A 24,032-nucleotide genomic window follows, 5' to 3' on the forward strand; every position below is an offset into this window, starting at 1 on the left:
AACGGTGCCTGCGGGATTGTCGTGTCCGGTGCCTGTGCTTAGGCTGGGGCCGGTCCCGACCCGGCACTGACGCATTCCCGTGAGACCCCGCCAAGCCAACCGACTCGGTCTTTTCGCCGCCGCGCTGATCTTCGTGGCCATCGGTGCGGGCGTGTTCTACGGGGCGCAACGCTTCATTTCCGACGCCAACCGGGTGACCCACACCAACGAGGTCATCGCGCTCATCGGCGCCATCGAAGCGGCGGTGCATGACAGCGAGTCCGCCCAGCGTGGCTATCTGCTCACCGGCAACGTCAACTACCTGGCCGACTACGGACGCAGCCGCGACCAGTTGCCCGATGCGATCGAGCGCCTGCAACTGCTGGTCCGCGACAACCCCGAACAGACCCGGCGGGTGGTCGCGTGGCGGATCGAAATCCTGCGCCGGCTCTCGCAGATGGAAGCCACCGTGGGCAACTTCCGGCTCGGCGGCCTGGCGGCGGCACAACGTTCCATCAACCATGAAGTGCGGCAGGCGAGCGTCAGCATCCGCGATCAGGCCGAAACGCTGATCGCCGCCGAGCGCGAACTGCTGGCCCAGCGCGCCAGATCCAGCCAGGACAGTGCCAACCTGTTGCGTGGCCTGGCGCTGCTCGGCATTCCGCTGGGACTGGCGGTGACCGGACTGGTCTATTGGCTGCTGGTGGGCGAGATCCGCCGCCGGGCCCGCGCGGAGGAAGCCAGCAGCGATGCCCGCCGGCAACTGATGGTGACCATCGACAAGCTGGAGACCCACAGCGCCGACCTCAATGAACTCAGTCGCTACAGCGGCATGCTGCAGAGCTGCGTGCGTACCGAGGAGGCGATCCGGCTGGCCACCCAGCATTTCGCCCGCCTGCTGCCGCACGTCGGCGGCACGCTCTACCGGATTCGCGCCTCGCAGGACTACGCCGAGGAAGCCGCGCACTGGGGCGAACACGCGCTGCACAGCGACGCCATGTTCCCGCTGGAAGCCTGCTGGGCGCTGCGCCGCGGCCAGCCGCACGTGCATCGCGCGCATGCCGAGATGCTGGGCTGCACCCACGTCATGTCGCCGGCGCTGCACGCCTCGCCGACCACCGCCTGCATTCCGCTGATCGCCCAGGGCACCCAACTGGGCCTGCTGTACCTGTCCAGCCATGACGACGGGTTCCTGGCACGCCAGGATCTGATCGAGACCGCCGCCGAGCAGCTGTCGATGGCGCTGTCCAACCTGGATCTGCAGGAACGCCTGCGCCTGCAATCCATCCGCGAACCGCTGACCGGCCTGTTCAACCGCCGCTACCTGGAGGAATCGCTGGCGCGCGAACTGGCGCGCTGCGAACGGCGAGGCCTGCCGCTGAGCGTGATGATGATGGATCTGGATCACTTCAAGGCCTTCAACGACCTGCACGGCCATGTCGGCGGCGACACCCTGCTGTCCGGGTTCGGCCAGTTGCTGCAGAAGCTGGCGCGCAGCGAGGACATTGCCTGCCGCTACGGCGGCGAGGAGTTCACCCTGATACTGCCGGAAACCGATCTGGACACCGCGCGCGAGCGCGCCGAGAGCATCCGCGCGGCGGTGGGCGCGATGCGCATCCGCCACATGGGCCAGGAGCTGCCGGCGGTCACCGTGTCGATCGGTGTGGCCAGCTTCCCGCTGCACGGGCGCCAGGGCGAAAGCCTGATCCGCCACGCCGACGAAGCGCTTTACCGCGCCAAGCGCGATGGCCGGGATCGAGTGGAAGCGGCCGCCGAATCAGGCGGCCACGTGGTCCATCAGGCGTAACGCGCCTTCAGCAGCGCGTAGGCACTGCGCAGGGCAAGCGCCTCGCCGCCGGCCGGGCGGCCGGGACGATCGCTGTCGTTCCACGCGTACACGTCCAGGTGCGCCCACTTCTGGGTGGCCGGCAGGAAGCGTTCCAGGTACAGCGCGGCGGTGACCGCGCCGGCCATGCGCGAACCGGCGTTGGCCAGATCCGCCACGTTGCTGGTCAGGTAGCGCAGGTAGGGACGCCACAGCGGCATCCGCCAGACCGGATCGCGCATGCGATCGCCGGCGGCGATCCAGTCGTTGGCCAGCGCGTCGTCATTGGCGAACAGGGCCGGCAGATCCGGACCCAGCGCGATCCGCGCCGCGCCGGTGAGGGTGGCGAAATCCAGCACGATCTCCGGCGACTGCTCACCGGCGTAGGTCAGCGCGTCGCACAGGATCACCCGCCCTTCGGCGTCGGTGTTGTCGATTTCCACGCTGATGCCCTTGCGGGTGGCGATGATCTCGCCGGGGCGGAACGCGTTCGGACCGATGCTGTTTTCCACCGCCGGCAGCAGCAGCGTCAGGCGCACCGGCAGCCCCCGCGCCATCACCAGCCCGGCCAGCGCCAGCGCGTGCGCCGCGCCGCCCATGTCCTTCTTCATGTTGCGCATGCCGTCGGCCGGCTTGATGTCCAGCCCGCCGGTGTCGAAGCACACGCCCTTGCCGACCAGTGCCACGCGCGGGTGCGCCGGGTCGCCCCATTGCAGCGCGATCAGGCGTGGCGCGCGATGCGAGGCGCGGCCGACCGCGTGGATGGCGGGGAAGTTCTGCGCCAGCAGCTGATCGCCGGCGATGACGTCGATGTCCGCGCCGTGCGCCTCGGCGATCGCGCGCGCGGCGGCTTCCAGTTCGTCCGGACCCATGTCCTCGGTCGGCGTGTTGACCCAGTCGCGCACGCGCAGGCTGGCGGTCAGCAGATCCTGCGCTTCGGCGTCGGGCTCGCCCAGCACCAGCCGCGCCGGCACGCGCGAGGGCGTCTTGTAGCGGCTGAAGCGGTAGCTGCCCAGGCCCCAGCCCAGTTGCAGCGCCGCGTGCGCGTCGGCATCCAGGTCATGCGCGATCCGCCAGTCGCCCGCGGGCAGCGCGAACGGCGCGTGCGCGTAGCTGTAGGGGTCCAGCGGGTCGCCCACGCCCATCACCGCGCCGGCCAGTCCATCGGCATCCGGCAGCAGCGCCAACGTGCCCGGCGCGGCGCTGTAGTTCTGCGCCTCCAGCCACGCGCGCACGGCGGCGGGCTGCGCATCGCGCCAGCTTTCCCAGCCGCCGCGCGCGACGACGTGCAGGGGTCGGGCCTGGGAGGAATCCTGGGTGTAGCCGGGGGAAAGGTTCATGCGCGGGCATGCTCCGTGGCGAAATCGGGATGGGCATCCAGCCAGTCGGCCAGTGCGGTGAGGGTGGCGAATTCCAGGTCCGGCAACGGATCCGGATGCGGCCAGCCGGCCAGGTGATCGACGTGGTCGATCCGGTTGAGCCAGCAGGTGCGCAGGCCGGCGCGCGCCGCGCCGACCACGTCCAGATCGATGTGATCGCCCACGTGCAGCACCTGCGCGGGCGGCACGCCCAGGCGATCGCAGGCGGCCAGGAAGATGCCCGGTTCCGGCTTGGCCGAACCGTGCTCGCGCGCGCCCAGCTGGAACACGAAATGCCGGGCCAGCCCGATTCGCTCCAGATCGGCGTTGCCGTTGGTGACCGCCGCCACCGGCACCCGCGCGGCGATGCGCAGCAGCGCGTCGATGGCGTCGGGGTAGCATTCGACCTGGTTGCGGGCCGCGTAGAACACTTCGTAGGCCGGTTCCAGCAACGCCGGATCCGCTCCGCTCTCGTGCAGCGCGCGCTGCAGGGTCAGGCGGCGCAACGCGCTGAGGTCGTGGATCAGTTCCGGATGGGCGGTGAACACCTGCTCGCGCAGCGCGCGCATGCGTTCGACCGGAAACAGTTCGGCGGTACGCGGACTGTGTTCGATCAGCCACTCGTGCAGCACCCGTTCAATCCGCGCGCCGATGGGCGCGAACGGCCAGAGGGTGTCGTCGAGGTCGAGGGTGATGGCGCGGACGGGGAAGCTCACGGGGCGATTTTACCCCGCCACGCTTCCAGCCGCCGAAAACGCTTACCCACTCCCTTCTTGTGGGAGCGACGTGAGTCGCGATACCCGACCATCGCCAGGAAAGCCACAGACGGGGTATGGCCGGTTCCGTGCCAAAAGCTCGCGACTCACGTCGCTCCCACAGGTTGGAGGGGGCGGGGCGGTTACTCCAGCAGGCGGGCCCAGCCTTCCATGCCTTCCACCCGCGCCAGCACCAGTTTCACGCAGACGAGCAGCGGCACCGCCAGCAGCAGGCCGATGATGCCCCACGCCCAGCCGAACAGCATCAACGCCAGGATCAGCACCAGCGGGGACAGCGCCATCCGCCGGCCCAGGATGATCGGCGTGATGATCTGGCCTTCCAGCGTATGCAGCACCAGGTAGATGCCGGCCGGCAGCAGCGTATGCAGCGGATCGTCGAAGGTGATGAAGCCGACCAGCAGCATCATGATCACCCCGATCAGCGGGCCGACATACGGCGCGAAGTTGAGCAGCGCCACCAGCGTGCCCCACAGCATCGCCTCGCTCAGTGGCATCTTCAGCAGGTACAGCGCGGTGGCGAAGATCAGGCCCACCACCGTGTTGATCACGCTGATGGTCAGCACGTAGCGCGAGACCTCGCGCTCGATGGAATGCAGGATGTCCACGGTGAACTTCTTCTGCTGCCGGCTGGACAGCAGCGCGATGGCCTGCCGCTGCAGGTTCTCGCCGTAGACCATGAAGAAGAACGTCAGCAGCACCACCGCCAGGATCGAGGCCAGCAAGCGGGGCGTGGTGGTCAGCATGCGGTAGGGATCGTCCTGCGCGGTGCGCACGATCTGCGGGCGCTTGCCGGTCTCGCCGCCGGCGGCGCGGGCGAAGTTCTCCGCCGCGCGGTTGGCCTCCTGCACCGGCTTGGTCCACTCGCGCAGCTTCGGCGCCAGCTGGCGCAGTTCGCTCGGCGCCTCGCGGAACCACACCGAAGCCGGCTGCCACAACTGCGTGCCCAGCGCTCCGGCGGCGGCCAGTCCGCCCAGCAGCACGATCAGCGCGGCCAGGAAGCGCGGCAGGCGCAGGCGCCGCAGCGTGCGGATGATCGGATTGCCGACCAGCGCGAAGAACGCGGCCAGCAGCACCGGCAGCACCACGTCCTGCGCCGCCCACAGGGTGAACCCGACCGCCAGCGTCGCCAGCACCACCAGCGCTATCGGCGCGCGCGGGCGCGGCGGCAGCGGCGTGGATTCGGCGGCGGCAGCGGGGGTGTCGCCAGCGGGCGAAAGGGCCATCGGAGCACTCCGGAAATGGAGTCCGATTATGCCGCTCCAGGCCGGTTCCGCACGGCCGGCGCGGTGGCCGGACGGGTTCCGGCAGGCGTCATCGTCATGGCGTGAAGGGGAAGCGGGTTTCGTTCACGCCGAATCGACGGGCATCGGGCGACACAAGCCATACCCCCTTCGAAGAAGGGGGGGGGCGCCGCAGGCGACCGGGGGATTGACCCGCCATGCGGCGGTTGTGGAGCGCCTGCTTTTACGCGGAAGAGCCAATCCCCCTCGGTCCCCCTTTTTCAAAGGGGGAGGCAAAGCAGAGCCACAAGAAGAACCCCGCGCGCTCGCGAGAAGTGATTGTGAACTACCCCCTTCGAAGAAGGGGGTGGGCGCCGCAGGCGACCGGGGGATTTGCTTTACGCGGAAGAGCCAATCCCCCTCGGTCCCCCTTTTTCAAAGGGGGAGGCAAAGCAGAGCCACAGGAAGAGTCCCGCGCGTTCGCGAGAAGTGATTGTGAACTACCCCCTTCGACGAAGGGGGTGGGCGCCGCAGGCGACCGGGGGATTTGCTTTACGCGGAAGAGCCAATCCCCCTCGGTCCCCCTTTTTCAAAGGGGGAGGCAAAGCAGAGCCACAAGAAGAACCCCGCGCGTTCGCGAGAAGTGGTTGCGAGCTACCCCCTTCGAAGAAGGGGGTGGGCGCCGCATGCGACCGGGGGATTGACCCGCCATGCGGCGGTTGTGGAGCGCCTGCTTTTTGCGCGGAAGAGCCAATCCCCCTCGGTCCCCCTTCTTCGAAGGGGGAGGCAAGAGCAACATCAGGGCGTGCGGGGGCAACGACTGGACGGATTTCGCGAGCCTAGCGCTCGGACATCTCGGTCGCCGCTTCCGCCGGCATGGGCTGGCGGATGGGCATCTCTTCCTCGTCGAAGGCTTCATCCACCAGCGGCTCTTCCGGCGGGTAAGCCTGCGAGCCCGCCTGTTCTTCCTGCACCGCCTGCGCGGTGTCGGCGGCCTCGCTGGCCTGATCGGCGGCGGTGGCCGCCTGCACGGTGGCGAACAGGCTGCTCAGCGAACCCACCATCTGCAACCAGCGCGCGCCGTTCATCGAGCGCAGCGGTTCGGCGCGGCCGGCCAGGAAACCACTGACCAGTCCGGCAATCATGATGCGTCCGGGCGTCCAGCTGTCGCGCCAGACCTGGCTCAGGGTTTGCCAGTGCGTCCGGGTCTGCAGCGCGCGGCCCTCGACCAATTGCTCGGCGCGATCCACGCGGCGTTGCAGGCGTTCGAAATTCATCGCGCCGCTCCCGGGTCGGTGTCGCCATCCTCGTCGGCGTCGTCGTGCTCGTCGAACAGGCCCAGCCGCTGCAACTGCCGTCGGGTGGCATGCAGTCCGGTGTGATCGAAATATTGCCCCACCTTCCACGCCGCCAGCACGGTCACGCCGATGCTGACCAGCGCGGTCACCGACAACGATTGCAGCCAGGTCCAGCCCAGCCGCTGCAGCAACGCGATCAACGCACCGGCGCACAACAGCCAGGCCGAGGCGCCGAAGATGATCGCCACGCCGGCCCAGGCCAGCGCGCGGCCGAACGCGCTGCGCGCCAGCGCCAGATCCGCCGACACCAGCCGGCGCAGCGCGCGACCGGTATCACCGGCCGATGCCAGCGCCGCCTTGCCGGCCGCGCCGACCTCGCGCAGGCTGTCGTCCAGCCCCGGCTTCGCGGCTCGGGGAGCTTCGGTGTCGGAAGATTCCGGTGGAACGCTCACGCGTGGGGCTTACTTGTCGCCGCTGCGTGCCAGCTTGGCGATGATCCAGCCGGCGGCGAAGGCCACGCCGAACGAGGCCAGCGGACGCTCGCGGATCAGGTCGGCGGCGCTGTCGATCAGATCGCGGCCCTTGTCCATCAGCGCGTCCACCTGTTCGCGGGCGGCGGCGCCACCCACTTCGGCGGCGGCGATGCCGGCCAGCGCGCTGTCGGCCAGTTCGGACTTCACGTTGGCCTTGCCCAGCTTCAGTTCGTCGCCGGCCGCACCGGCCGCGCCCTTGATCGCCTCGCCGGCGGCGGATGCGGCCGACTTCAGGTGCGAACCAGCCTCGCCCAGATTGCTCTTCATCGCATCGGTAGCGGTGGGATTGCTCATCGTCGTCTCCAGCAGTGAGGGATTGCCGCTCCACTCTATAGCAGGTGGGCATGAATGGGCTGTTATGTGGCCGATTGGGGGCTTTGCGCAAATCCCAGGATCAGAAGCAAATCCCCCTCAATCCCCCTTTTCCAAAGGGGGAGGTGGAAGCAGCATCCGTTCGAGTGAAAAACACTGAAGGATCCCCCCTTTGAAAAAGGGGGGCAGGGGGGATTTGCTTCTGCTTTGCGCTGCTTCGCCTACTGCATCAGCAGATTGCCGGAGCTGCGCCCACGCAGAATCTGCAACACCAGTTGCTGCGGCTTGCGATCGAAGCTGGCGCGGAAGCTGGCCAGATCGGCGAAATCGCCACTGCTGCCACCCACCACCAGATCGCCCGGACGCAGGCCGCTGTTCCAGGCTCGGCTGCCGCGAGCGACATTGGCCACTTGCAACCCCCCGACCGCGCCCATGCTGCGCAGCTGCTGGCGCGAGCCTTCGTCCAGATCCTTGAAGGTCGCGCCGGTCAGGCGCGGATCCACCGTCGAACCATCCAGCGAACGCAGGCCTTCCTTCAACGTCGCCGTCAGCTGCAACGGCTTGCCGTCGCGGCGCACGTCCAGGCTGATCCGGCTGCCGACGTCCTGCAGACCCTCGAAGTTGTGCAGCGACGGCGCGTTGTCGATGCGCTGGCCGTTGGCGGCCAGCACCACGTCGCCGGACTGCAGGCCGGCGGCGGCGGCGGCCGAGCCCGGATATACCCGGGTCACCAGCGCGCCGCGCGGGTTCTCCAGGCCCAGGCCCTTGGCCAGGCGCTCGTCCACGTTCTGGGTTTCCACCCCCAGCGTGCCGCGCTTGACCACGCCGTTGTTGGCGATCAGCTGGTCCTTGATGTTGCGGGCCAGGTTGATCGGAATCGCGAAGCCCAGGCCGATGTTGCCGGCCATGCTGCCGCGCGGGTTGAAGCTGGCGGTGTTGATGCCCACCAGCTGGCCCTGCAGGTTGACCAGCGGACCGCCCGAGTTGCCCGGGTTGATGGAGGCGTCGGTCTGGATGAAGTTCTGGAAGCCCGCCATCGGGATGCCGCTGCGGCCCACCGCCGAGACGATGCCCGAGGTCACCGTCTGGCCCAGGCCGTAGGGATTGCCCATCGCCACCACGAAGTCGCCGACCTGCAACTGGTCGCTGTTGGCCATCGGGATGGCGGTCAGGTTGGTGGCCGGGATGCGGATGACCGCCACGTCGGTGTCCGGGTCCGAACCCAGGAACTCCGCTTCCATGGTGCGGCCGTCGCTGAGGGTCACCGACACGCCGTCGGAATTCTCGATGACGTGGTGGTTGGTCAGGATCAGGCCCTGCTGGGCATCGATGATCACGCCCGAGCCCAGCGCGCGCTCCACGCGCTCGCGCGGCATGTCCGGGATGCCGAAGATGCGGCGGAAGAACGGGTCGTCGGCGAACGGCCCCAGCGGGCTGGCCACCCGCACGGTCTGGCGGCTGTACACGCTGACCACCGCCGGGGTGACCTGCTTGAGCATCGGCGCCAGCGACGGCACCGGCTGGCCGCCGACGGCGGCCGGCAGCGTGGCGGCGACGGGAATGGCGGCCGCGGGCATCGCCTGCGCGGGCTGCTGGAAGGTTTCGTGGATGGCCGTGGCGGCAAATCCGCCGAAGGCGGCGGCGGCGGTCAGGGCCAGCAGGGTGGGGAGCGGTCGGATCGGTCGCATCGGTCGTATCGCGGCAGGTCGTGAGGGTCTGGGACTTCGGATGGCGGCGCCCGGCGAGGCTTGCAAGGGGCGTCCGCCGTTCCTGAACGAGTGTGCGCATCGACCACTAAACCCGCAATGAAGTTCCACGCCAGGACTGTCCGCGGTTTCACCGGATCACCCCGGATTGTCATGAAAAAAAGCACCATAAGCCGATTGACAGACCCCCCGGCCGGGGGTAGCTTGGCTACCTCGTGCCGCCACTACATATAGCGGTCCGGTGCGAAAGCGGCCCAAGCACTGGTGTTTTTGCTTGACAAAGGAAGGCTCCCCGGGGAGGGGCGCCAAAGCGATGGAAGGGTGTGAGAAAACTAGCGTGAGCCTACGTGAGCACGTTTCCCGCAATCCCGCCAACACACTCCGGCAACCTGCGCCGCGCATGATGGAGCGCTGCGCGCGGGCCGGTCGTCCCCGTCGTCCGGGCACGCTGCGGTAACACACAACTAGAAAAGAACCCGGTTCAGGAACCAAGGAGAACGACACAACATGAGCACGGTGCGCCTCGAGGCGGTCAAGACAGCGGCAACCGGGACCGAGATTCCCATGCAGCCGGCGTCCCAGGACATCTGGGACAAGAAGTACCGGTTGAAGACCAAGCAGGGCGAAGCCCTGGACGCCGACATCGACGGTACCTACCAGCGCGTGGCCCGTGCCCTGGCCGATGCCGAAACCACCAACGAGAAGCGCGCCTACTGGTACGAGCGTTTCGTGTGGGCGCTGCGCCGCGGAGCCATCCCCGCCGGCCGCATCACCTCCAACGCCGGCGCCCAGCAGCACAAGCCGGCCACCAGCACCATCAACTGCACCGTCTCCGGCACCATCGAGGACTCGATGGACGGCATCCTGGACAAGGTCCACGAAGCCGGCCTGACCCTCAAGGCCGGCTGCGGCATCGGCTACGAGTTCTCCACCCTGCGTCCGCGCGGCGCGTTCGTGGCCGGCGCCGGCGCCTACACCTCCGGTCCGATGTCCTTCATGGATATCTACGACAAGATGTGCTTCACCGTGTCCTCGGCCGGCGGCCGTCGCGGCGCCCAGATGGGCACCTTCGACGTGTCCCATCCGGACGTGAAGGACTTCATCCGCGCCAAGCGCGAAGACGGCCGCCTGCGCCAGTTCAACCTGTCGCTGCTGATCACCGACGGCTTCATGGACGCGGTCAACAACGACGGCGACTGGCCGCTGGTGTTCCCGGTCAACATCAAGGAAAAGGGCGACCTGGACCTGGAAGACGCCAACCAGGTGGTCTGGCGCGACTGGCCGACCCACAAGAACTACGTGGTCCGCGACGACGGCCTGGTCGCCTGCAAGATCTACGGCCACATCCGCGCCCGCCACCTGTGGGACATGATCATGGTCTCGACGTACGACTACGCCGAGCCGGGCTTCATCCTGATCGACCGCGTCAACGAGATGAACAACAACTGGTGGTGCGAGACCATCCGCGCCACCAACCCGTGCGGCGAGCAGCCGCTGCCGCCCTATGGCGCCTGCCTGCTGGGCTCGGTCAACCTGACCAAGTTCGTGCGCGACCCCTTCACCGACCAGGCCCGTTTCGACTGGGAGGAATACAAGGAAGTCGTGCGCGTGTTCACCCGCATGCTCGATAACGTGGTGGAAGTGAACGGCCTGCCGCTGGAACAGCAGCGCGCCGAAATCCTGCGCAAGCGCCGCCACGGCATGGGCTTCCTGGGCCTGGGCTCCACCCTGACCATGCTCAAGCACAAGTACGGCAGCCCGGAATCGTGCGAGTTCACCGAGTCCATCGCCCGCGAAATGGCCGTGGCCGGCTGGGAAATGGGTCTGGCGCTGGCGAAGGAAAAGGGCGCCGCCCCGATCATGGAAGAACTGTTCACCGTCACCGCCGAGATGCTGCGCAAGCGTCCGGAAATGGCGCAGGACGGCTGGAAGGTCGGCCAGGAAATCCCCGGCAAGGTCCTGCACGCCAAGTACAGCCGCTACATGCAGCGCGTGGCCTCGGTCGCGCCGGACCTGGTCGATGAAATGGCCGAGGTGGGCAGCCGCTTCACCCACCACAGCTCCATCGCCCCCACCGGCACCATCAGCCTGTCGCTGGCCAACAACGCCTCCAACGGCATCGAGCCCTCGTTCGCGCACCACTACAGCCGCAACGTGATCCGCGAAGGCAAGAAGTCCAAGGAAAAGGTGGACGTCTACTCCTACGAGCTGCTGGCCTACCGCGAACTGGTCAATCCCAAGGCCATGCCGTTCAGCGACGAAGCCGACGCCAAGCTGCCGGAGTACTTCATCGCCGCCGACGATATCTCGCCCAAGGAACACGTGGACGTGCAGGCCGCCGCGCAGAAGTGGGTGGACAGCTCCATCTCCAAGACCGCCAACGTCCCCACGGACTACCCCTACGAGGAGTTCAAGGACATCTACCGCTACGCCCACCAGCAGGGCCTGAAGGGCTGCACCACGTTCCGCTTCAATCCCGCCGCCTTCCAGGGCGTGCTGGTCAAGGAAGCGGACCTGGAAAACACCACCTACCGCTTCGAACTGGACGACGGCAGCGTGGTGGAGGTCAAGGGCAACGAGCAGATCGAATACGACGGCGAAATGCACACCGCCGCCAACCTGTTCGACGCGCTCAAGGAAGGCTACTACGGCAAGTTCTGACGGCCGGCGCGCGCTGCCCCCGCAACCGCGCCAAACCCGAAAGAACTACGCCCAAGTAGAAAACCGAACGAAGCTTCCTCTCCCGCCTGCGGGAGAGGATGCCCGAAGGGCAGGTGAGGGGAGCGAGCGCAGCGAGCTGCTCTTCCCCAGGAAACAACCCGAAAGTCCCCTCTCCCGCTTGCGGGAGAGGATGCCCGAAGGGCAGGTGAGGGGGGGCGAGCGCAGCGAGTTGCTCTTGCCCAGGAAACAACCCGAAAGTTCCCTCTCCCGCTTGCGGGAGAGGATGCCCGAAGGGCAGGTGAGGGGGGCGAGCGCAGCGAGTTGCTCTTGCCCAGGAAACAACCCGAAAGTTCCCTCTCCCGCCTGCGGGAGAGGATGCCCGAAGGGCAGGTGAGGGGGGCGAGCGCAGCGAGTTGCTCTTGCTTTTCAACCACCCACCCAACAAGGCAAAAACCCACAACCCCCAGCCCCGCTGCAAAACCGCGAAGCTGGGTATAGCATCGGCGACGTAATCCGACAGAACGCCCACAGGAGGGCACATGAGCAACGGTAATGGTGTCACGGCGACGCTCTCCGACGCCGCCGAGACTGTGAAGGAAAAGGCGATGGAAATCGGCGGCGCGGTCGCCTCCTCCGCCAGCGCCACCGTCGCCAAGGCGAAGAAGGCCGCCAAGAAGGCGGAAAAGACCGTCAAGGCCGACCTCGCCAAGGCCAAGAAGGCCGTCGCCAAGCGCACCAGCAAGGCCAGCAAGGCGGTGAAGAAGACCGTCGACAAGGCCAAGAAGAAACTGGCCGCCGCCAGCGCCAACGCCAAGAAGGAAGCCGCCGCGCTCAAGCGCAAGGCCACCGGCGCCAAGAAGAAGGCGGCCAAGAAGGTGTCGGCCGCGCGCCGCACCGCCAAGAAGGATGTCGCCAAGGCCAAGGGCACGGTGAAGCGTGACGTGGCCACGGCCAAGCGCAAGGTCGCCAAGAAGGCGACGACCGCCCGCAAGGCGGTGAAGAAAGCCGTGAAGAAAGCCACGGCCAAGAAGGCAGCACCGAAGAAAGTAGCACCCAAGAAGGCGGCCAAGAAAGCCGTCCGCAAAGCAGCCCCGAGAAAGACCGTGAAGAAAGCCGCCAAAAAGGCGGCCAGGAAGTAACCCGCAACACCGCCTTCCCCTCTCCCTGACCGGGAGAGGGGACAGGCTTTAAGGGCACCACCGCCCGGAAGGCGGTCCCCTCATCACCTCGCACAACGACACAACAGGATTTCCCGCCATGGCCGTCAAGATCGACAAGAAAATCAAGGGTTACAGCGTCCTCACCCCGGAAGACAAGGCGCGCGAAGCGGCGCCCCCGGTGCAGGCCGAGTCGATCACCCGCGCCAAGGCCGAAGCCGAACTGCCCAAGGCCGACATCATCCACATGCACGAGCGCATCGAGCGCCCGGAAGTGCTGGTCGGCAGCACCTACAAGATCAAGTCGCCGCTGGTGGAACACGCCATGTACGTGACCATCAACGACATCGTGCTCAACGCCGGCACCGAGCACGAACTGCGCCGCCCCTTCGAAATCTTCATCAACAGCAAGTCGATGGAGCACTTCCAGTGGATCGTTGCGCTCACCCGCATCATGTCCGCCGTGTTCCGCAAGGGCGGCGACGTCACCTTCCTGGTCGATGAAATGAAGGCCGTGTTCGACCCGCGCGGCGGCTACTTCAAGGCCGGCGGCGTCTACATGCCGTCCCTGGTCGCCGAACTGGGCGCCATCGTCGAAGAACACATGAAGTCGATCGGCCTCATCCACGACCCGGAAATGAGCGACCACCAGCGCGCCATCCTGGCCGAAAAGCGCAAGCAATACGAAGACCGCGCAAAAAAAAACTCTGAAATAACCCCCCCGCCCATCCCTTCCCCCGCCCAAGCGGGGGAAGATGCCCGAAGGGCAGAAGGGGGCGCTCCTGGCGCAGGCCCTTCAAACACCACCACCAACACCCCAGGTGCCTCCGAAGACATCGCCGTCACCGGCGACGGCGCCAGCTTCCCGCCCTCCGCCACCCTCTGCCACAAGTGCAGCACCAAGGCGCTCGTCATCATGGACGGCTGCGCGACGTGCTTGAACTGTGGGTATTCGAAGTGCGGGTGAGGAAGTGCAAGGGGGTGGAGATCAATTGCTATCATCCAAGTGTGCGTTGCTTATTGCCGCCACAGCTAGCCTAGCTTTTCATCCCCCAATTAAGTTGATTTTTGAGCATCGTGTTCAGGGAAGACACCTATGACTACGGATGTCGATGTCACTAATTGGCTTGAGGGTGTGCTGCCCCGACATCTGAGGCTCACGACCGCAGTAGTAGGGCTTATACAAAGCCTCTTGTCTGGTGCAGAGATCGACTTCCTAACCGTAACTGGGAGGACCAAGTCCAAACCGGGCGCGCTAGAGAAGATTGATAGAAAAGCATACGACTCTCCAATGCTTCAGCTGACGGACCTGTCGGGTCTCCGTGTGGTGGTTTATACGGAATCGCAGGTCCAGCGCGTCTCCGAGTTGATCTCGAAGGCATTCAACGTGGATCTCAAGAACTCTATGGACCGCGATGCAGTCCTCCGTGTTGACCAGACTGGTTATCGTTCGGTTCACTTTGTATGTGATTTGGGTGAACAACGAGCTGGCCTCCCGGAGTTCAATAATCTCGGAGGCCTAAAATTTGAAATCCAAGTACGTACAGTTCTTCAGCATGCATGGGCAGAATTGGCTCATGATAGAAACTACAAGCTAGGTGCAAAGCTCCCGCGCGAACTAGAAAGGAAGCTCTATCTATATGCGGGCATGCTTGAAATAGCGGATAAGGGTTTTGATGAGATTTCTAGGCAAATTGATGAGTACGCCAAAAATCTCAAAAATGACTCCAAAGGTCAGTTGGAGGCCGCTGCTCTTGATTCTCTTAGCATTGGTGAATTCTTCGCTCGCTGGGCAGAGTCTAATAAGTACGAGACAAAGACCAATCCGGTTGCTGATGCTCTAATTCGAGAACTCAATTCGATTGGGCTTGGGACCATCGGTGAACTTAAGACAATTGAGCCAGAGGGGTTTGCGGATCGTGCCCGAAGATTCAGTGTCAACAACCTCACGCCCACTGGAATTTCTCGTCTTTGGATGCTCATTCATGACTGGCGAAAGATTGTTGAACCAGGAAAAATCAATTGGTACGTCTCTTCTGAGGATAGGTATGCGTCACTTCTAGCCTCGTACATACCAGAAAAGGAGCTCGCTCTCATGTACGAGAAGTTTGCTGAGCAACGAGCAAAGCGTGATGCGGAGCAGAAGCTATTGCCGAAGCTTAAGCGGCCTAATTCCGGCGCTCAACGTAAGTCTCGCTAGTCCGTCGTCGCTGGCCGAGAGCAGGTTCCTGGCGTGCAGGCGGGTTGCGATGCCGCTTGTACCCCCTTGGCGGTGTGATTGGTTGAGTTTGACCCGTTGCAGTGAGTTTTCGTGACAAACAGACGGAGCAGAACGCGGGCGCCGGCTGCCCGCGTTTTTTGTTACGCGATGCTGACGGCTTCTTCCGCCGCTTCTTCGGGCTCGCCGTAGTGGTAGCGCAGGGCGGACAGCATGTCGCTGACATCTAGGACTATTTGGGCGAAACAGTCGCTCAAGGCCCGCAGGGAAATCGGTCTGCGGAGTGTTTCATTTGAGCGGAAGCGCGGATTAGCCAAGGCGGCTCGACCAGCCCCGGCCAAACCCAAACCACCTACTCCTTCAACCGCATCCTGAACTGAAAACACTCAATCCCAAACCCTTCGCGAAAATAAAAGCGATGGGCCTGTTCGCGGATGGTTCGGGAGATCAGTTGAATCTCGGAGCAGTCCAGGGCTTCGGCTTCGGCGCGTAGTCTGGCGAGGATTCTTGATCCGTAGCCTTTGGAGCGGACGCGCTCGTCCGTTACCAGGTCGTCGATATAGAGCAGGCGACCGCAATAGATCATGTTCATGACGCGGTAGCTGGCCACGGCCCGCACCACGTTGTCGTCCGTGAGGGCGAGCAGCTTGAGGTTGTCGCTGGCCATCAGGTCGCGGATGAGGGAGACGTAGTTGGCTCTTTCGATCTGGGGCCGCAGTTGGCGCATGACGTCGAACGTTGCGGCAATCTGTTCGTCCGAAACGGCATGCTCGATATGAAGGGTCATCGACGTGGGTGTTGGCGATACACGACTGGGATGTCGCGATTCTGGGCAGGCACCGCAAGGCCGTCAATCAGTGCCAACCGGCCCACGGTAGTCATCCCGACCATGGACGGATTGGCTCCCAACCTATGACCTATTCAGCCCGACCGCGTGCAGCCATACCATCGGCGATCTGCGGTCGTGGCGTCGCCCACATGAAGTGCTTGCCGCGTCAAACACTCTGGAGAAGCGCAATGAGGTTCAGAGGCACCCGACGTCATTCTGCTCAGACCTCCGTCGCCGCACGGGCATACCGCATGCGCGCCGTCCTGGCGCTGGTCCTGGCCGCCCTCGCGCCGGCCGCCGCCGCGCAATCCACGCTGTTCGATTCGCACGTTCACCTGTGGGACGGCGAGAAGTCGCTCCAAGCCTACGAGGCGCAGTTGAAAGCGCAGAAACTGGGGCCGGCCGATTTCGCCGGGATGTGGTTTGGCGGCCCCAACCAGGCGCTGGCCGGGGACACGGCGGCCATCCGCGCCGGCAATGACGGCATCCTGGCCCTGGCGGCCAGGCATCCCCGGATGACGGCGGTGGTGACCGTGCACCCCTATGATGGCCAAGCGGCGCTGGACGAGCTGGCGCGGGTGGCCAAGCAGGGCGCGCGCATCCTCAAGATTCATCCGCACACCCAGAAGTTCGAGGCCGATGACCCGCGGGTGCTGGCCCTGGTCCGGCGTGCAGGCGAACTCGGCGTCATCGTGCTGATCGACAACGCCAACATCCTGCCGGGCGACAGCGAGAAGATGTTCAATCTGGCGCTGCACGCACCCGGTACCAAGATCATCTTCGCCCACATGGGCGGGATGAACTTCCGCTTCTGGAATACCCTCAAGGCGGCGCGCACCGCCGAAGGCCTGCTGGGCGACAACATCTATTTCGACGTCTCGGCCATCGCGGCGCTGGTGGCGGACTCGCCGGTGGAGCAGGAGTTCGTGTGGACCATGCGCAATGTCGGCATCGACCATATCCTGCTGGGGTCCGACTATCCGCAGTTCTCGCTCGAGCAGAACGCCGACGCGCTCAACCGTTTGGGCCTGGACGAGCAGGAGCTGGCCAAGGTGCGCTATCAGAATGCAAATGCCCTGCTTGACAACGTTGATTGAATAGTCCACGCCGAGCGAGTGCGTGGTGGCCAATGCAGGAGGTCTGCTCTAGTACTAGCGATCACAGTCCTGCGGGATGAGAGATTGCGCGAAGAACTGTATTCGGGACGTACAGCGGACAAAAGCTCAAACAAGGTCATCTCTCGCACCCTCGCTCGCGCATCGTTGTCAGAATGGTTCCTGAACTATCTGGTTCCTTTAAGAGCGCTTTCCGCAGATCAGCGCAATCCATTCTTCTTTGCAGCCTCTGAAGCCGCCCCATCAGCGTACTATCGAAAGCCTGCGTTCGCAAAACAGGTCTTGCCTCTAGGAGGTCAGTAGTCTTAGGGCGTCCGAGCGCATTACTAGAAAATGTGATGTGCTCCGTTGGAGGTCCAAGATTCAATGGTTCGGTCGAGATGTCTGAATCAGCAGCCGATACCTTATTCTCTTCGAAAGCTATGCCGTCGCTCTTGGTTGTGACAACGCTCTTTCCCACGAACGTGGATTCGGCGCCATCATTGCTGCGCAGAGCCATGCTTCTTATGTCTCGAGCGTCATGGGCTTCTGTGTCATGTCGGTGGGCCGATGTAAAGAATAGGCGCGTTCTCTCTATGCTCTCTGTTCGCGCTGGCGCGGTAGGGTTTCCGGTCCGCAGCAAGAAGACAATGAGGATGAGGTTTATAGTTATCGCCGCGAATGTTGATAACAATTCATCCGTTTTAGATTGAAATTGTGTTGGAGAAGCGAATCTCAAAAGGGAATGTATTTTGGATAAAATGAAGTAGATGATGTTTCAAGAAGGTAAAGGAGATCGAGTCGTGTGACGTCGATGCAATGGTCCGAGTTCGTTATGGGGGATCTACTTCGTAGCCTTCAGAGCGAAGTCGATCGATGTACCCTCCCTCCCTAATGACGCTGCCAATAGGTAAAAAAGAAACGGTCGTAGTGTTATTATCCAAAGCGTAGTTCGCGGCATCCATCCAGGCAGCGATAACGCTTTCTTGGATGTTAGAGATGCCATGCTTACGTGAGAAGTTAGTGTCACTTAGTACGGCCGAGCACAATCGGTCGCGACGGTCGAGTCGATTCAGGTCTATACGATCAATATCGCCCGTAGCCCAAGCGTTAGCATTGGTAATAAGTTGGGGCAAGTCATGCTCGATCACATCCATGGTGGCTGCAAAGCAGTGTATGTCATTCATTGATTCCTGCCGCGCATCTTGAAGGATACGTCTCGCTTCTGCGTCAGATAGGCCGAACACGTAGCTAGGAGCACTGATTTTGATCTTTTTTGTCCTGGCGACGGCCAATACCGGTGGAACAACGATCCTTTCTTTGCTGAGGCCGGAATTCTTGATGGCTGCATTGAGCAGGATTCCCGCCGCAATTGCCGGTCGTGCCTTCTCCACCTTGCCATCAGATGGAAGGTGCTTTTGCTTTAGCGCCTGCCATCGTGCATATTCATGTGCAGGTAGAACGTCCTTCAATGGTTTCTGGCCAGGATTCTTTTGCGCCTTCCAATATCCATAGCCAAGCCACAGTCTTTTGAAGAGTCCCACATTCACATCAACTGTGAAATAAGGCTCCCATAGCACAACTTGTGCGTTTGATACGACGTCCAGCACAGGCTGAGCATTCCACTCGATAGTGGCCGGCACAGGACTCAACGTACCAAATATCCACAACTCGTGGTTTCCTTTGGTAACCCGCCACATGCCTGGCCCCGGCTTGGTTCCGGTCACAACGACGGTGTCTAGCGTCGGGAGGCTCTCATCCAGACTGGATTCTGCGCCGATCGAGTTGTTGGAAATAGATTGGCCTCCAGCTGCTGGCGCGACAAGGATAAGGACAGCCAGCTTGATGGCTCGCAGAAAGTGCATGGTTTTCCTCAGCATGCGGGATAAGGGTGAAGTAACGGCGTGCTTGCTGCTATGCGAACCCACGCAAATCAACAACGTGCTCAGGCGAACGCACGTCAGGGTCGGAAAGAATGAGTTCGGACGCTCGTAAAACCATGTCTTTGGACAGGCGAGCGAAGGAATGAGATCTCGATATATGTGATCTCATGTTTTGCCAGTAGAGCATCTGGACTGACATGAACTGCTCGTAGAAATGGAATATTCTTCGAACTATTCTGTAATCATTTGCCTCGACAATCTCCGGGCGTCCGCGTGAAGGTTGCGCTACTAAGAAAGACTCGCCAAACTCGCTTTTAAACCCAAGGCCATTGCCGTGCGGCGTTGATATCATCGGCAGAATTCTTGCTCCAGTCTTTCGAGCAAGTATTGATGTTCCTAGCATCACGTTAAGCGATCGGCTGCAGAATGGAATGGATAGGGTTTGATTCACGTCCTTAAAGACGTCGGGCATGATGAATATAGCTGCTCCGGATTTTAATTGGCGCATCGCTGTTGCCAATCCCTTTGGCGTGTCATGGGCAAAAGCGACATTGCTGTTCCTGCCCCAGAACCAATTGTTTAATTTGTCGAATACTTCATTTCCGGGATGGCTCTCCGGATTTCCGTAGAACAGGTAGACGGAGCGTCGGGGCCTCAGTACTTCGGCAAGCATCGCGATGGATAGGATGTAGTGCGCATGATGTGGGATAGCTATAAGCAGGCCTTCGTCAGAATCCAGTAAATCAATAACTTCCCTGTAGTTCGTGTGGTCGGAACTTTGCATCAACCCCAGGAAGCGCTCTCTATCCGCGTCTCGCACAGCTTCGGCAACGATCTTCTTCTGCAGGTACCAGTGATAATATGCGCCGAATCTACGTTTCCCTGACTCTTCGCATGCGATCCTGATGCTGTGCTCGTCATCCTCGCTTAGTGGAGTTTTTAGCCACTTCTCAATTAGTCCTATGCGCCTGTCGATTAGGCGTAAAGGTCGGGCGAAGTGCGTGAGTAGATGAGGGGTTAGCATGTATGTAGAGACCATTTGCCTACTTGGCGGCGTAGGACTTCTATGCGTTCAACGGCCTTCTTTAGGGCTTCGTCATCAAGATCTTCGAGATAAGCGTCGAGAACCGCTGAATGGAACAGCCGCAGTTTTCGTTTTGCGTTGTGGACGCGTGCTGCGGGCGTCCGAATGAATTGATGAGTGCGCGCCAGCCATTGGTCACCGAGCGCGTCGCAACTTTTGAGATGTTCGATAACGTTTCGGTAGATTCTTGAGCTGTCCGAGCATGCGGGCTCTATTTCCATGAAAGCACTTGCGTGCCACGAGACAATCCGATAACCATGGCGCTGGTTAAGTATGAGTTCAATTGGAGATACAAAGAAATTTCCGGAGTGCGTTCGCAACATGACGGTTGCATCGACCGGGTTTACGAGTTGGTCAGAAAAAATCAGTACGTTGGGGCAATTGCTATGGGGCAGGAAGGATAGAAGTTCTCCTGCGGTAATTCCGGACTCCGGCAATTTCAACGCACCCACGATTGATGGACACCCGATTGCTGGATTGCGGCCCACGAAGCTAACGGTTTCTGGTGTCGTCGGTAGAATGAAGGCCGCTGGACCATGGCGGGAATTCTTTGGGCCGGAAACCCGGTTTTTGAATTCCTGATGATGAAAGAGAGCTTCAGGAAGTACTGCAATATCCATAAAGTGGATCCCCGTAGACGAAAGGGCGAAGTATTAAGACCTCGCCCTTTGTTATTCGGCCAGTTACAAGAGGTTGGTGTCGACGCCAGGGGAGCAGCTATTGCCGTTTGAACCGCAGCAGTCCGAGCACATGCTTCCTTCAACCGACGCGAGCACCACATTAGCTACTTCGAATAGCCCCCTTAGGGACAGTGAATTCTGAGAAGACTGCACCAGGTCGGCCTCCAGGGAGCTGATATTGAATGTCATTGTGTTCATTTTTTCTCCATTTCTACGTTTAGATCTGCGCAACAGAATGGCGTGGCGTGCTCGCCGCACCAATTTGGACCGGATGTCCAAATTGTTTGGAGAATGAGCTTCGAATGCTCATCCTCGACGTGTGCTTAGGTCCTGGTCTCCCGGGGCACGGTTAGATGGTTGGGGCTTCCTGCTCATCTTGAAGAACTCGGTCGATCTGATTCGGGAGAATTTTGCGTGAGAATTCTGCTGCATGATGCAGTCCATCAGGGATGGCGTTATGAATAGTTACTACGTTGCGAGGGCCAAGTCGACTAACTTTGAGCGCTTGGCGAAACAATGTTTCTTCTATCACTTTTAAATTAGTGCGCTGAGACGAAGGGACCCGTCCGATATCATCGCCGTCGTATCCAGGGCGTGCGCTCACATTCCGCCATCCACGCATCGCCGCGACGCGCTTCTTCTCTTCGCCAACAACAAACCAAGCGCAGCGAGCAATGGCGCGCCGAGAACCAGCATCGCCCGCACTGCACCCGAGGCCTCCAACTGCACGGCGGCGATCGGCATGACAATCAACAGCACCCCATTGTTGAGGCTTTCCGAGACGGCCAGTACCTGGCCCTTGTCGGGGCCGCTGCGGTGGGCGAGCAGGGCGGTGCTGGCGGGGGCGGCCAGGCCGAGGGCGAATCCCCACAAACTCAGACAGACGAGTGCGGCCGGGAGCGTCAGTGGTGCGGCCATGAATGCACCCATCGCCAGCAGGAGCAGCCACAACGCGGCCATCAATACCGCCTCGTCCCCTGAAAGCAGGCGGCGTACCGCGCCGATACCGAGATTGCCGAGAAACAGTCCGCCGCCGAAGACGGAGACCGACAGGCCGACGGCAGCGGTGTCCAGGTCATGCCGGTGGCGGAGCACTTCACCGGCCAGCAGGAAGCCGGCGACGGCGGCGCCGTTCCAGAGCCCCTTGGCCAGCAGCAGGCGCACCAGCCTGCCTTGGGCAAGCCAGCGGACGGCGCCCGATCCGGCAAAGCCGCGCGCGGGTGGCGTGGACGTCACCGCGCCGCACGCCACACCGAAGGTCAATACGCATCCGGCCGCCATCGTCCAGAAAGGCATGCGCCAGCCCCATGTTTCCGCCAGCACGCCGGCCAACGCGGGGCCGGCGACAAGGCCGAAGGTCATCCCGGCCATCACCGCGCCCATCGCGGCCGATTGTCGTGACGCGGGCACGGTATCGGCCACCAGCGCGAAGGCGGTGGGAATGAGCGCCGCCGACGCCAGCCCGCCCAGCATCCGTAGGCCCAGCGCGACTTCGAAATTCGGCGCAAGCGTCAACGCCAGATGATCCGCCGCCAGCAACAGCAGCGACAGCAGCAACCACCGCCGTCGGTCCATCCGGTCGGACAGATACCCGAACACGGGCGCGGCCAGCGCATAGGCCAGCGCGTAGCTGGACACCAGCCACGCCGCCCGCGCGGGCGAAACCGCGAACACATGCGCCAGCAGCGCCAGCATCGCGGACAGCATGAACTCGGACGCGCCGACGAAGAACACCGCCAGCGCCAGCGTGGGCAACAGGAATCGTGAAGGCATGAAGCCCTCCTTGCAGCAAGGGGAATGAAGACGCACGGCGTCGCCGCCGCGCCCGTCGTGTGACAGGTGAGGCGATTCAGGGAGAAAGAAGAGAACGCGGCGACGCGGACAACATCGTGGCCGCAACGCAGGCAGCGGAGCCGCGTTGGCACGAAGGTCGGAGCGGGAGGATGGCGGCACGCGGAACCGCGTGGCCGGAGATGTCAGGGCCGTGCAAAGCGGGGCCGTGCGTGACTATATACCTTCAACGGTTTCGCGGAAACCGGCGATGATCGGTTCCCGTGCATCGGCAAGACGGTCGAGAGCGAGGCGATCCCTCTCGGGTATGCACGCGCGCACCGGGGCGTGCAGGACTACCGCTTCCGGGCGCCGCGCCACGCCGATGGTCATTCGTATTGCAGTACGTACGTGAGGGTGGCGTCGGCTTTTCCGGCGGTCATCTCGCCGGTGGTGGCCACGTAGCGCGCCTTTCCCGAGAAGCGGTACCGCTCAAGGTTGGTTCCGCTCGATTGCCACGTCAGCGGCAACGCGCCTCCCTTCGTGAAAGGCACGTCCATCCCTTTGTCACTGGTCACCGCGATGCCGACGCCTTTGGCGACATTGGCTGCGCCACCGCCATCCAGGTTCAGCAGGCCGTCCCGAACGGCGTTTCCCTCGAAATAGACCTTGACGGGGGGCTTGGTCGCAGGGTTCATGCCTTCGCATTGGACGTCAAGGGAAAACGCATGTTCCTTGGCCTGGCCCAGTTTGATTTCGGCAACTACTGCCCGCCCCATGTTGACGTCGGTGACGGTGCGGGGGGTGTGGCAACTGGTGAAGTAGGTGTCCTGTTCCAGTGACGTCCGCAAGGACGTACCCACGATCCGATAATGTGGGCGCTTGGGCGTGGTGTAGTTGGTATCGATGAAGAACTGGGTCTCGTAGTCGAAGGAGAAGGAACCCTTGCCTACGCCCATGGCGGTACGGACGAATTCGAACACGGCCTTTGTGGGAGCGAACAACGTCCCGCCCGCGTTGGGAGTTGACCGTTCGAAAGGAGCGGCGGAGGACCAAAAGCCATTGTTGCTATCGCTGGCGAGCTTGATTCTTACGCCCACGCCGGGAATGCCCGTCTCGTACACGCCAGGTATGTTCGAGGGTTGCAAGGTGGTTTTAGGCGTCGTCAGGCCGTACTGACCGTCGTTTCCGCACCATGACCAGTTGGGGACGATGCTAATGGTGAGGGCCAGGGGGACGGTGATGGGGTCCTTCGTCATGGGCTGGCCAATGCCGACGTGGTCCAGCTTGATGGTGGTTGGCAAAGGGGCGATGGGCGTCGAGTCGGGATAGGTCATCCCGTTGTGGGGCCGGCCGCAAAGGGCATGCGCCGCGCCGGTCCACGCGCTTCCGATCAGAAGCAGCGACAGGCACGCGGCGGCTTTCCGCGGGAAGGACGTCGCCATGCGCGAGGCAGGGGTCGAAGTTGTGGCGTGCTTGCCGGGGGATCGTGCAGTCGTCTTCATGGAAGGCATGTTCAATCACTTTTCTGGCGAATCGGGCCGTGTGGGCGGCGTGTACTCACTGCCCTCGTCGCGGACGGCGATGAAGGAAAATCCGGGTCCCGTCGAATCCGAAAGGCTCCGGATATTGGCACCTGCTTCGAGCGG

At 62.8% G+C, this 24,032-nt stretch carries 19 protein-coding genes; 6 read left to right on the top strand and 13 right to left on the bottom strand.

Annotated elements, in window-relative coordinates:
• Positions 1–79: 79 nt before the first annotated feature.
• A complete protein-coding gene (locus IB228_RS16175) occupies positions 80–1,786 on the top strand; it encodes a diguanylate cyclase (protein WP_318288443.1) in 1,707 nt (568 codons plus the stop codon).
• Here IB228_RS16175 and IB228_RS16180 read toward each other — a convergent pair.
• The 7 genes from IB228_RS16180 to IB228_RS16210 all read right to left on the bottom strand — a co-directional run bounded on the left by IB228_RS16180 (position 1,777) and on the right by IB228_RS16210 (position 8,980).
• Positions 1,777–3,144 (bottom strand): leucyl aminopeptidase family protein, encoded by a 1,368-nt coding sequence (locus tag IB228_RS16180; RefSeq protein ID WP_192199186.1) that lies wholly within the window; start codon positions 3,142–3,144, stop codon positions 1,777–1,779. The genes IB228_RS16175 and IB228_RS16180 overlap by 10 nt on opposite strands.
• On the bottom strand, positions 3,141–3,878 hold the full coding sequence (locus tag IB228_RS16185; RefSeq protein WP_183644957.1) for an HAD-IA family hydrolase: 738 nt from the start codon (positions 3,876–3,878) through the stop codon (positions 3,141–3,143). Before IB228_RS16185 ends, IB228_RS16180 begins: the two co-directional genes overlap by 4 nt.
• A gap of 182 nt (positions 3,879–4,060) precedes the next feature.
• Positions 4,061–5,161 carry an AI-2E family transporter gene (locus IB228_RS16190; protein ID WP_183644960.1) on the bottom strand — a complete coding sequence of 367 codons (1,101 nt, stop codon included), beginning with the start codon at positions 5,159–5,161 and terminating at the stop codon, positions 4,061–4,063.
• A gap of 836 nt (positions 5,162–5,997) precedes the next feature.
• Positions 5,998–6,435 (bottom strand): protein sip-5, encoded by a 438-nt coding sequence (locus IB228_RS16195; protein ID WP_183644963.1) that lies wholly within the window; start codon positions 6,433–6,435, stop codon positions 5,998–6,000.
• Positions 6,432–6,908: a phage holin family protein gene (locus IB228_RS16200; RefSeq protein WP_183644965.1), complete on the bottom strand. Its 477-nt coding sequence runs from the start codon at positions 6,906–6,908 to the stop codon at positions 6,432–6,434. Before IB228_RS16200 ends, IB228_RS16195 begins: the two co-directional genes overlap by 4 nt.
• Positions 6,909–6,917: 9 nt before the next feature.
• Positions 6,918–7,283 (bottom strand): hypothetical protein, encoded by a 366-nt coding sequence (locus IB228_RS16205; protein ID WP_141454151.1) that lies wholly within the window; start codon positions 7,281–7,283, stop codon positions 6,918–6,920.
• A 239-nt stretch (positions 7,284–7,522) separates the two neighbouring features.
• Positions 7,523–8,980, bottom strand: coding sequence for a Do family serine endopeptidase (locus IB228_RS16210; protein WP_192199234.1), 1,458 nt, complete (start codon positions 8,978–8,980; stop codon positions 7,523–7,525).
• A 534-nt stretch (positions 8,981–9,514) separates the two neighbouring features.
• Here IB228_RS16210 and IB228_RS16215 point away from each other — a divergent pair.
• From IB228_RS16215 to IB228_RS16230, 4 genes are all read left to right on the top strand, one after another.
• Positions 9,515–11,668, top strand: coding sequence for an adenosylcobalamin-dependent ribonucleoside-diphosphate reductase (locus tag IB228_RS16215; RefSeq protein WP_192199187.1), 2,154 nt, complete (start codon positions 9,515–9,517; stop codon positions 11,666–11,668).
• Positions 11,669–12,207: 539 nt separating this feature from the next.
• Positions 12,208–12,807 carry a hypothetical protein gene (locus IB228_RS16220; RefSeq protein WP_192199188.1) on the top strand — a complete coding sequence of 200 codons (600 nt, stop codon included), beginning with the start codon at positions 12,208–12,210 and terminating at the stop codon, positions 12,805–12,807.
• Between the two features lie 118 nt (positions 12,808–12,925).
• Complete coding sequence (locus tag IB228_RS16225; protein WP_183644974.1) at positions 12,926–13,792, top strand: NrdJb; 867 nt, start codon at positions 12,926–12,928, stop codon at positions 13,790–13,792.
• A 129-nt stretch (positions 13,793–13,921) separates the two neighbouring features.
• Positions 13,922–15,025: a GTP pyrophosphokinase gene (locus tag IB228_RS16230; protein WP_192199189.1), complete on the top strand. Its 1,104-nt coding sequence runs from the start codon at positions 13,922–13,924 to the stop codon at positions 15,023–15,025.
• Between the two features lie 370 nt (positions 15,026–15,395).
• On the opposite strand, the gene IB228_RS16235 is transcribed toward IB228_RS16230, so the two are convergent.
• Entirely contained in the window at positions 15,396–15,830 is a 435-nt protein-coding gene (locus IB228_RS16235) for a GNAT family N-acetyltransferase (RefSeq protein ID WP_192199190.1), read from the bottom strand.
• Between the two features lie 293 nt (positions 15,831–16,123).
• Between IB228_RS16235 and IB228_RS16240 the strand changes: the two genes are divergently transcribed.
• Positions 16,124–16,969 (top strand): amidohydrolase family protein, encoded by an 846-nt coding sequence (locus IB228_RS16240; protein WP_192199191.1) that lies wholly within the window; start codon positions 16,124–16,126, stop codon positions 16,967–16,969.
• 830 nt (positions 16,970–17,799) lie between these two features.
• Here the strand turns inward: IB228_RS16240 and IB228_RS16245 are convergent.
• From IB228_RS16245 to IB228_RS16265, 5 genes are all read right to left on the bottom strand, one after another.
• Positions 17,800–18,831, bottom strand: a complete 1,032-nt coding sequence (locus IB228_RS16245) for a TraB/GumN family protein (protein ID WP_192199192.1) — start codon at positions 18,829–18,831, stop codon at positions 17,800–17,802.
• 49 nt (positions 18,832–18,880) lie between these two features.
• Positions 18,881–19,633, bottom strand: a complete 753-nt coding sequence (locus IB228_RS16250) for a hypothetical protein (protein WP_192199193.1) — start codon at positions 19,631–19,633, stop codon at positions 18,881–18,883.
• Positions 19,634–19,866: 233 nt separating this feature from the next.
• Positions 19,867–20,553 carry a hypothetical protein gene (locus tag IB228_RS16255; RefSeq protein ID WP_192199194.1) on the bottom strand — a complete coding sequence of 229 codons (687 nt, stop codon included), beginning with the start codon at positions 20,551–20,553 and terminating at the stop codon, positions 19,867–19,869.
• A gap of 660 nt (positions 20,554–21,213) precedes the next feature.
• A complete protein-coding gene (locus tag IB228_RS16260) occupies positions 21,214–22,386 on the bottom strand; it encodes an MFS transporter (protein ID WP_192199195.1) in 1,173 nt (390 codons plus the stop codon).
• A gap of 386 nt (positions 22,387–22,772) precedes the next feature.
• Positions 22,773–23,888 carry a fimbrial protein gene (locus IB228_RS16265; protein WP_192199196.1) on the bottom strand — a complete coding sequence of 372 codons (1,116 nt, stop codon included), beginning with the start codon at positions 23,886–23,888 and terminating at the stop codon, positions 22,773–22,775.
• Between the last annotated feature and the right edge of the window lie 144 nt (positions 23,889–24,032).

This window comes from Pseudoxanthomonas sp. PXM04, from assembly GCF_014851695.1.
Classification (GTDB): Bacteria; Pseudomonadota; Gammaproteobacteria; order Xanthomonadales; family Xanthomonadaceae; genus Pseudoxanthomonas_A; species Pseudoxanthomonas_A beigongshangi.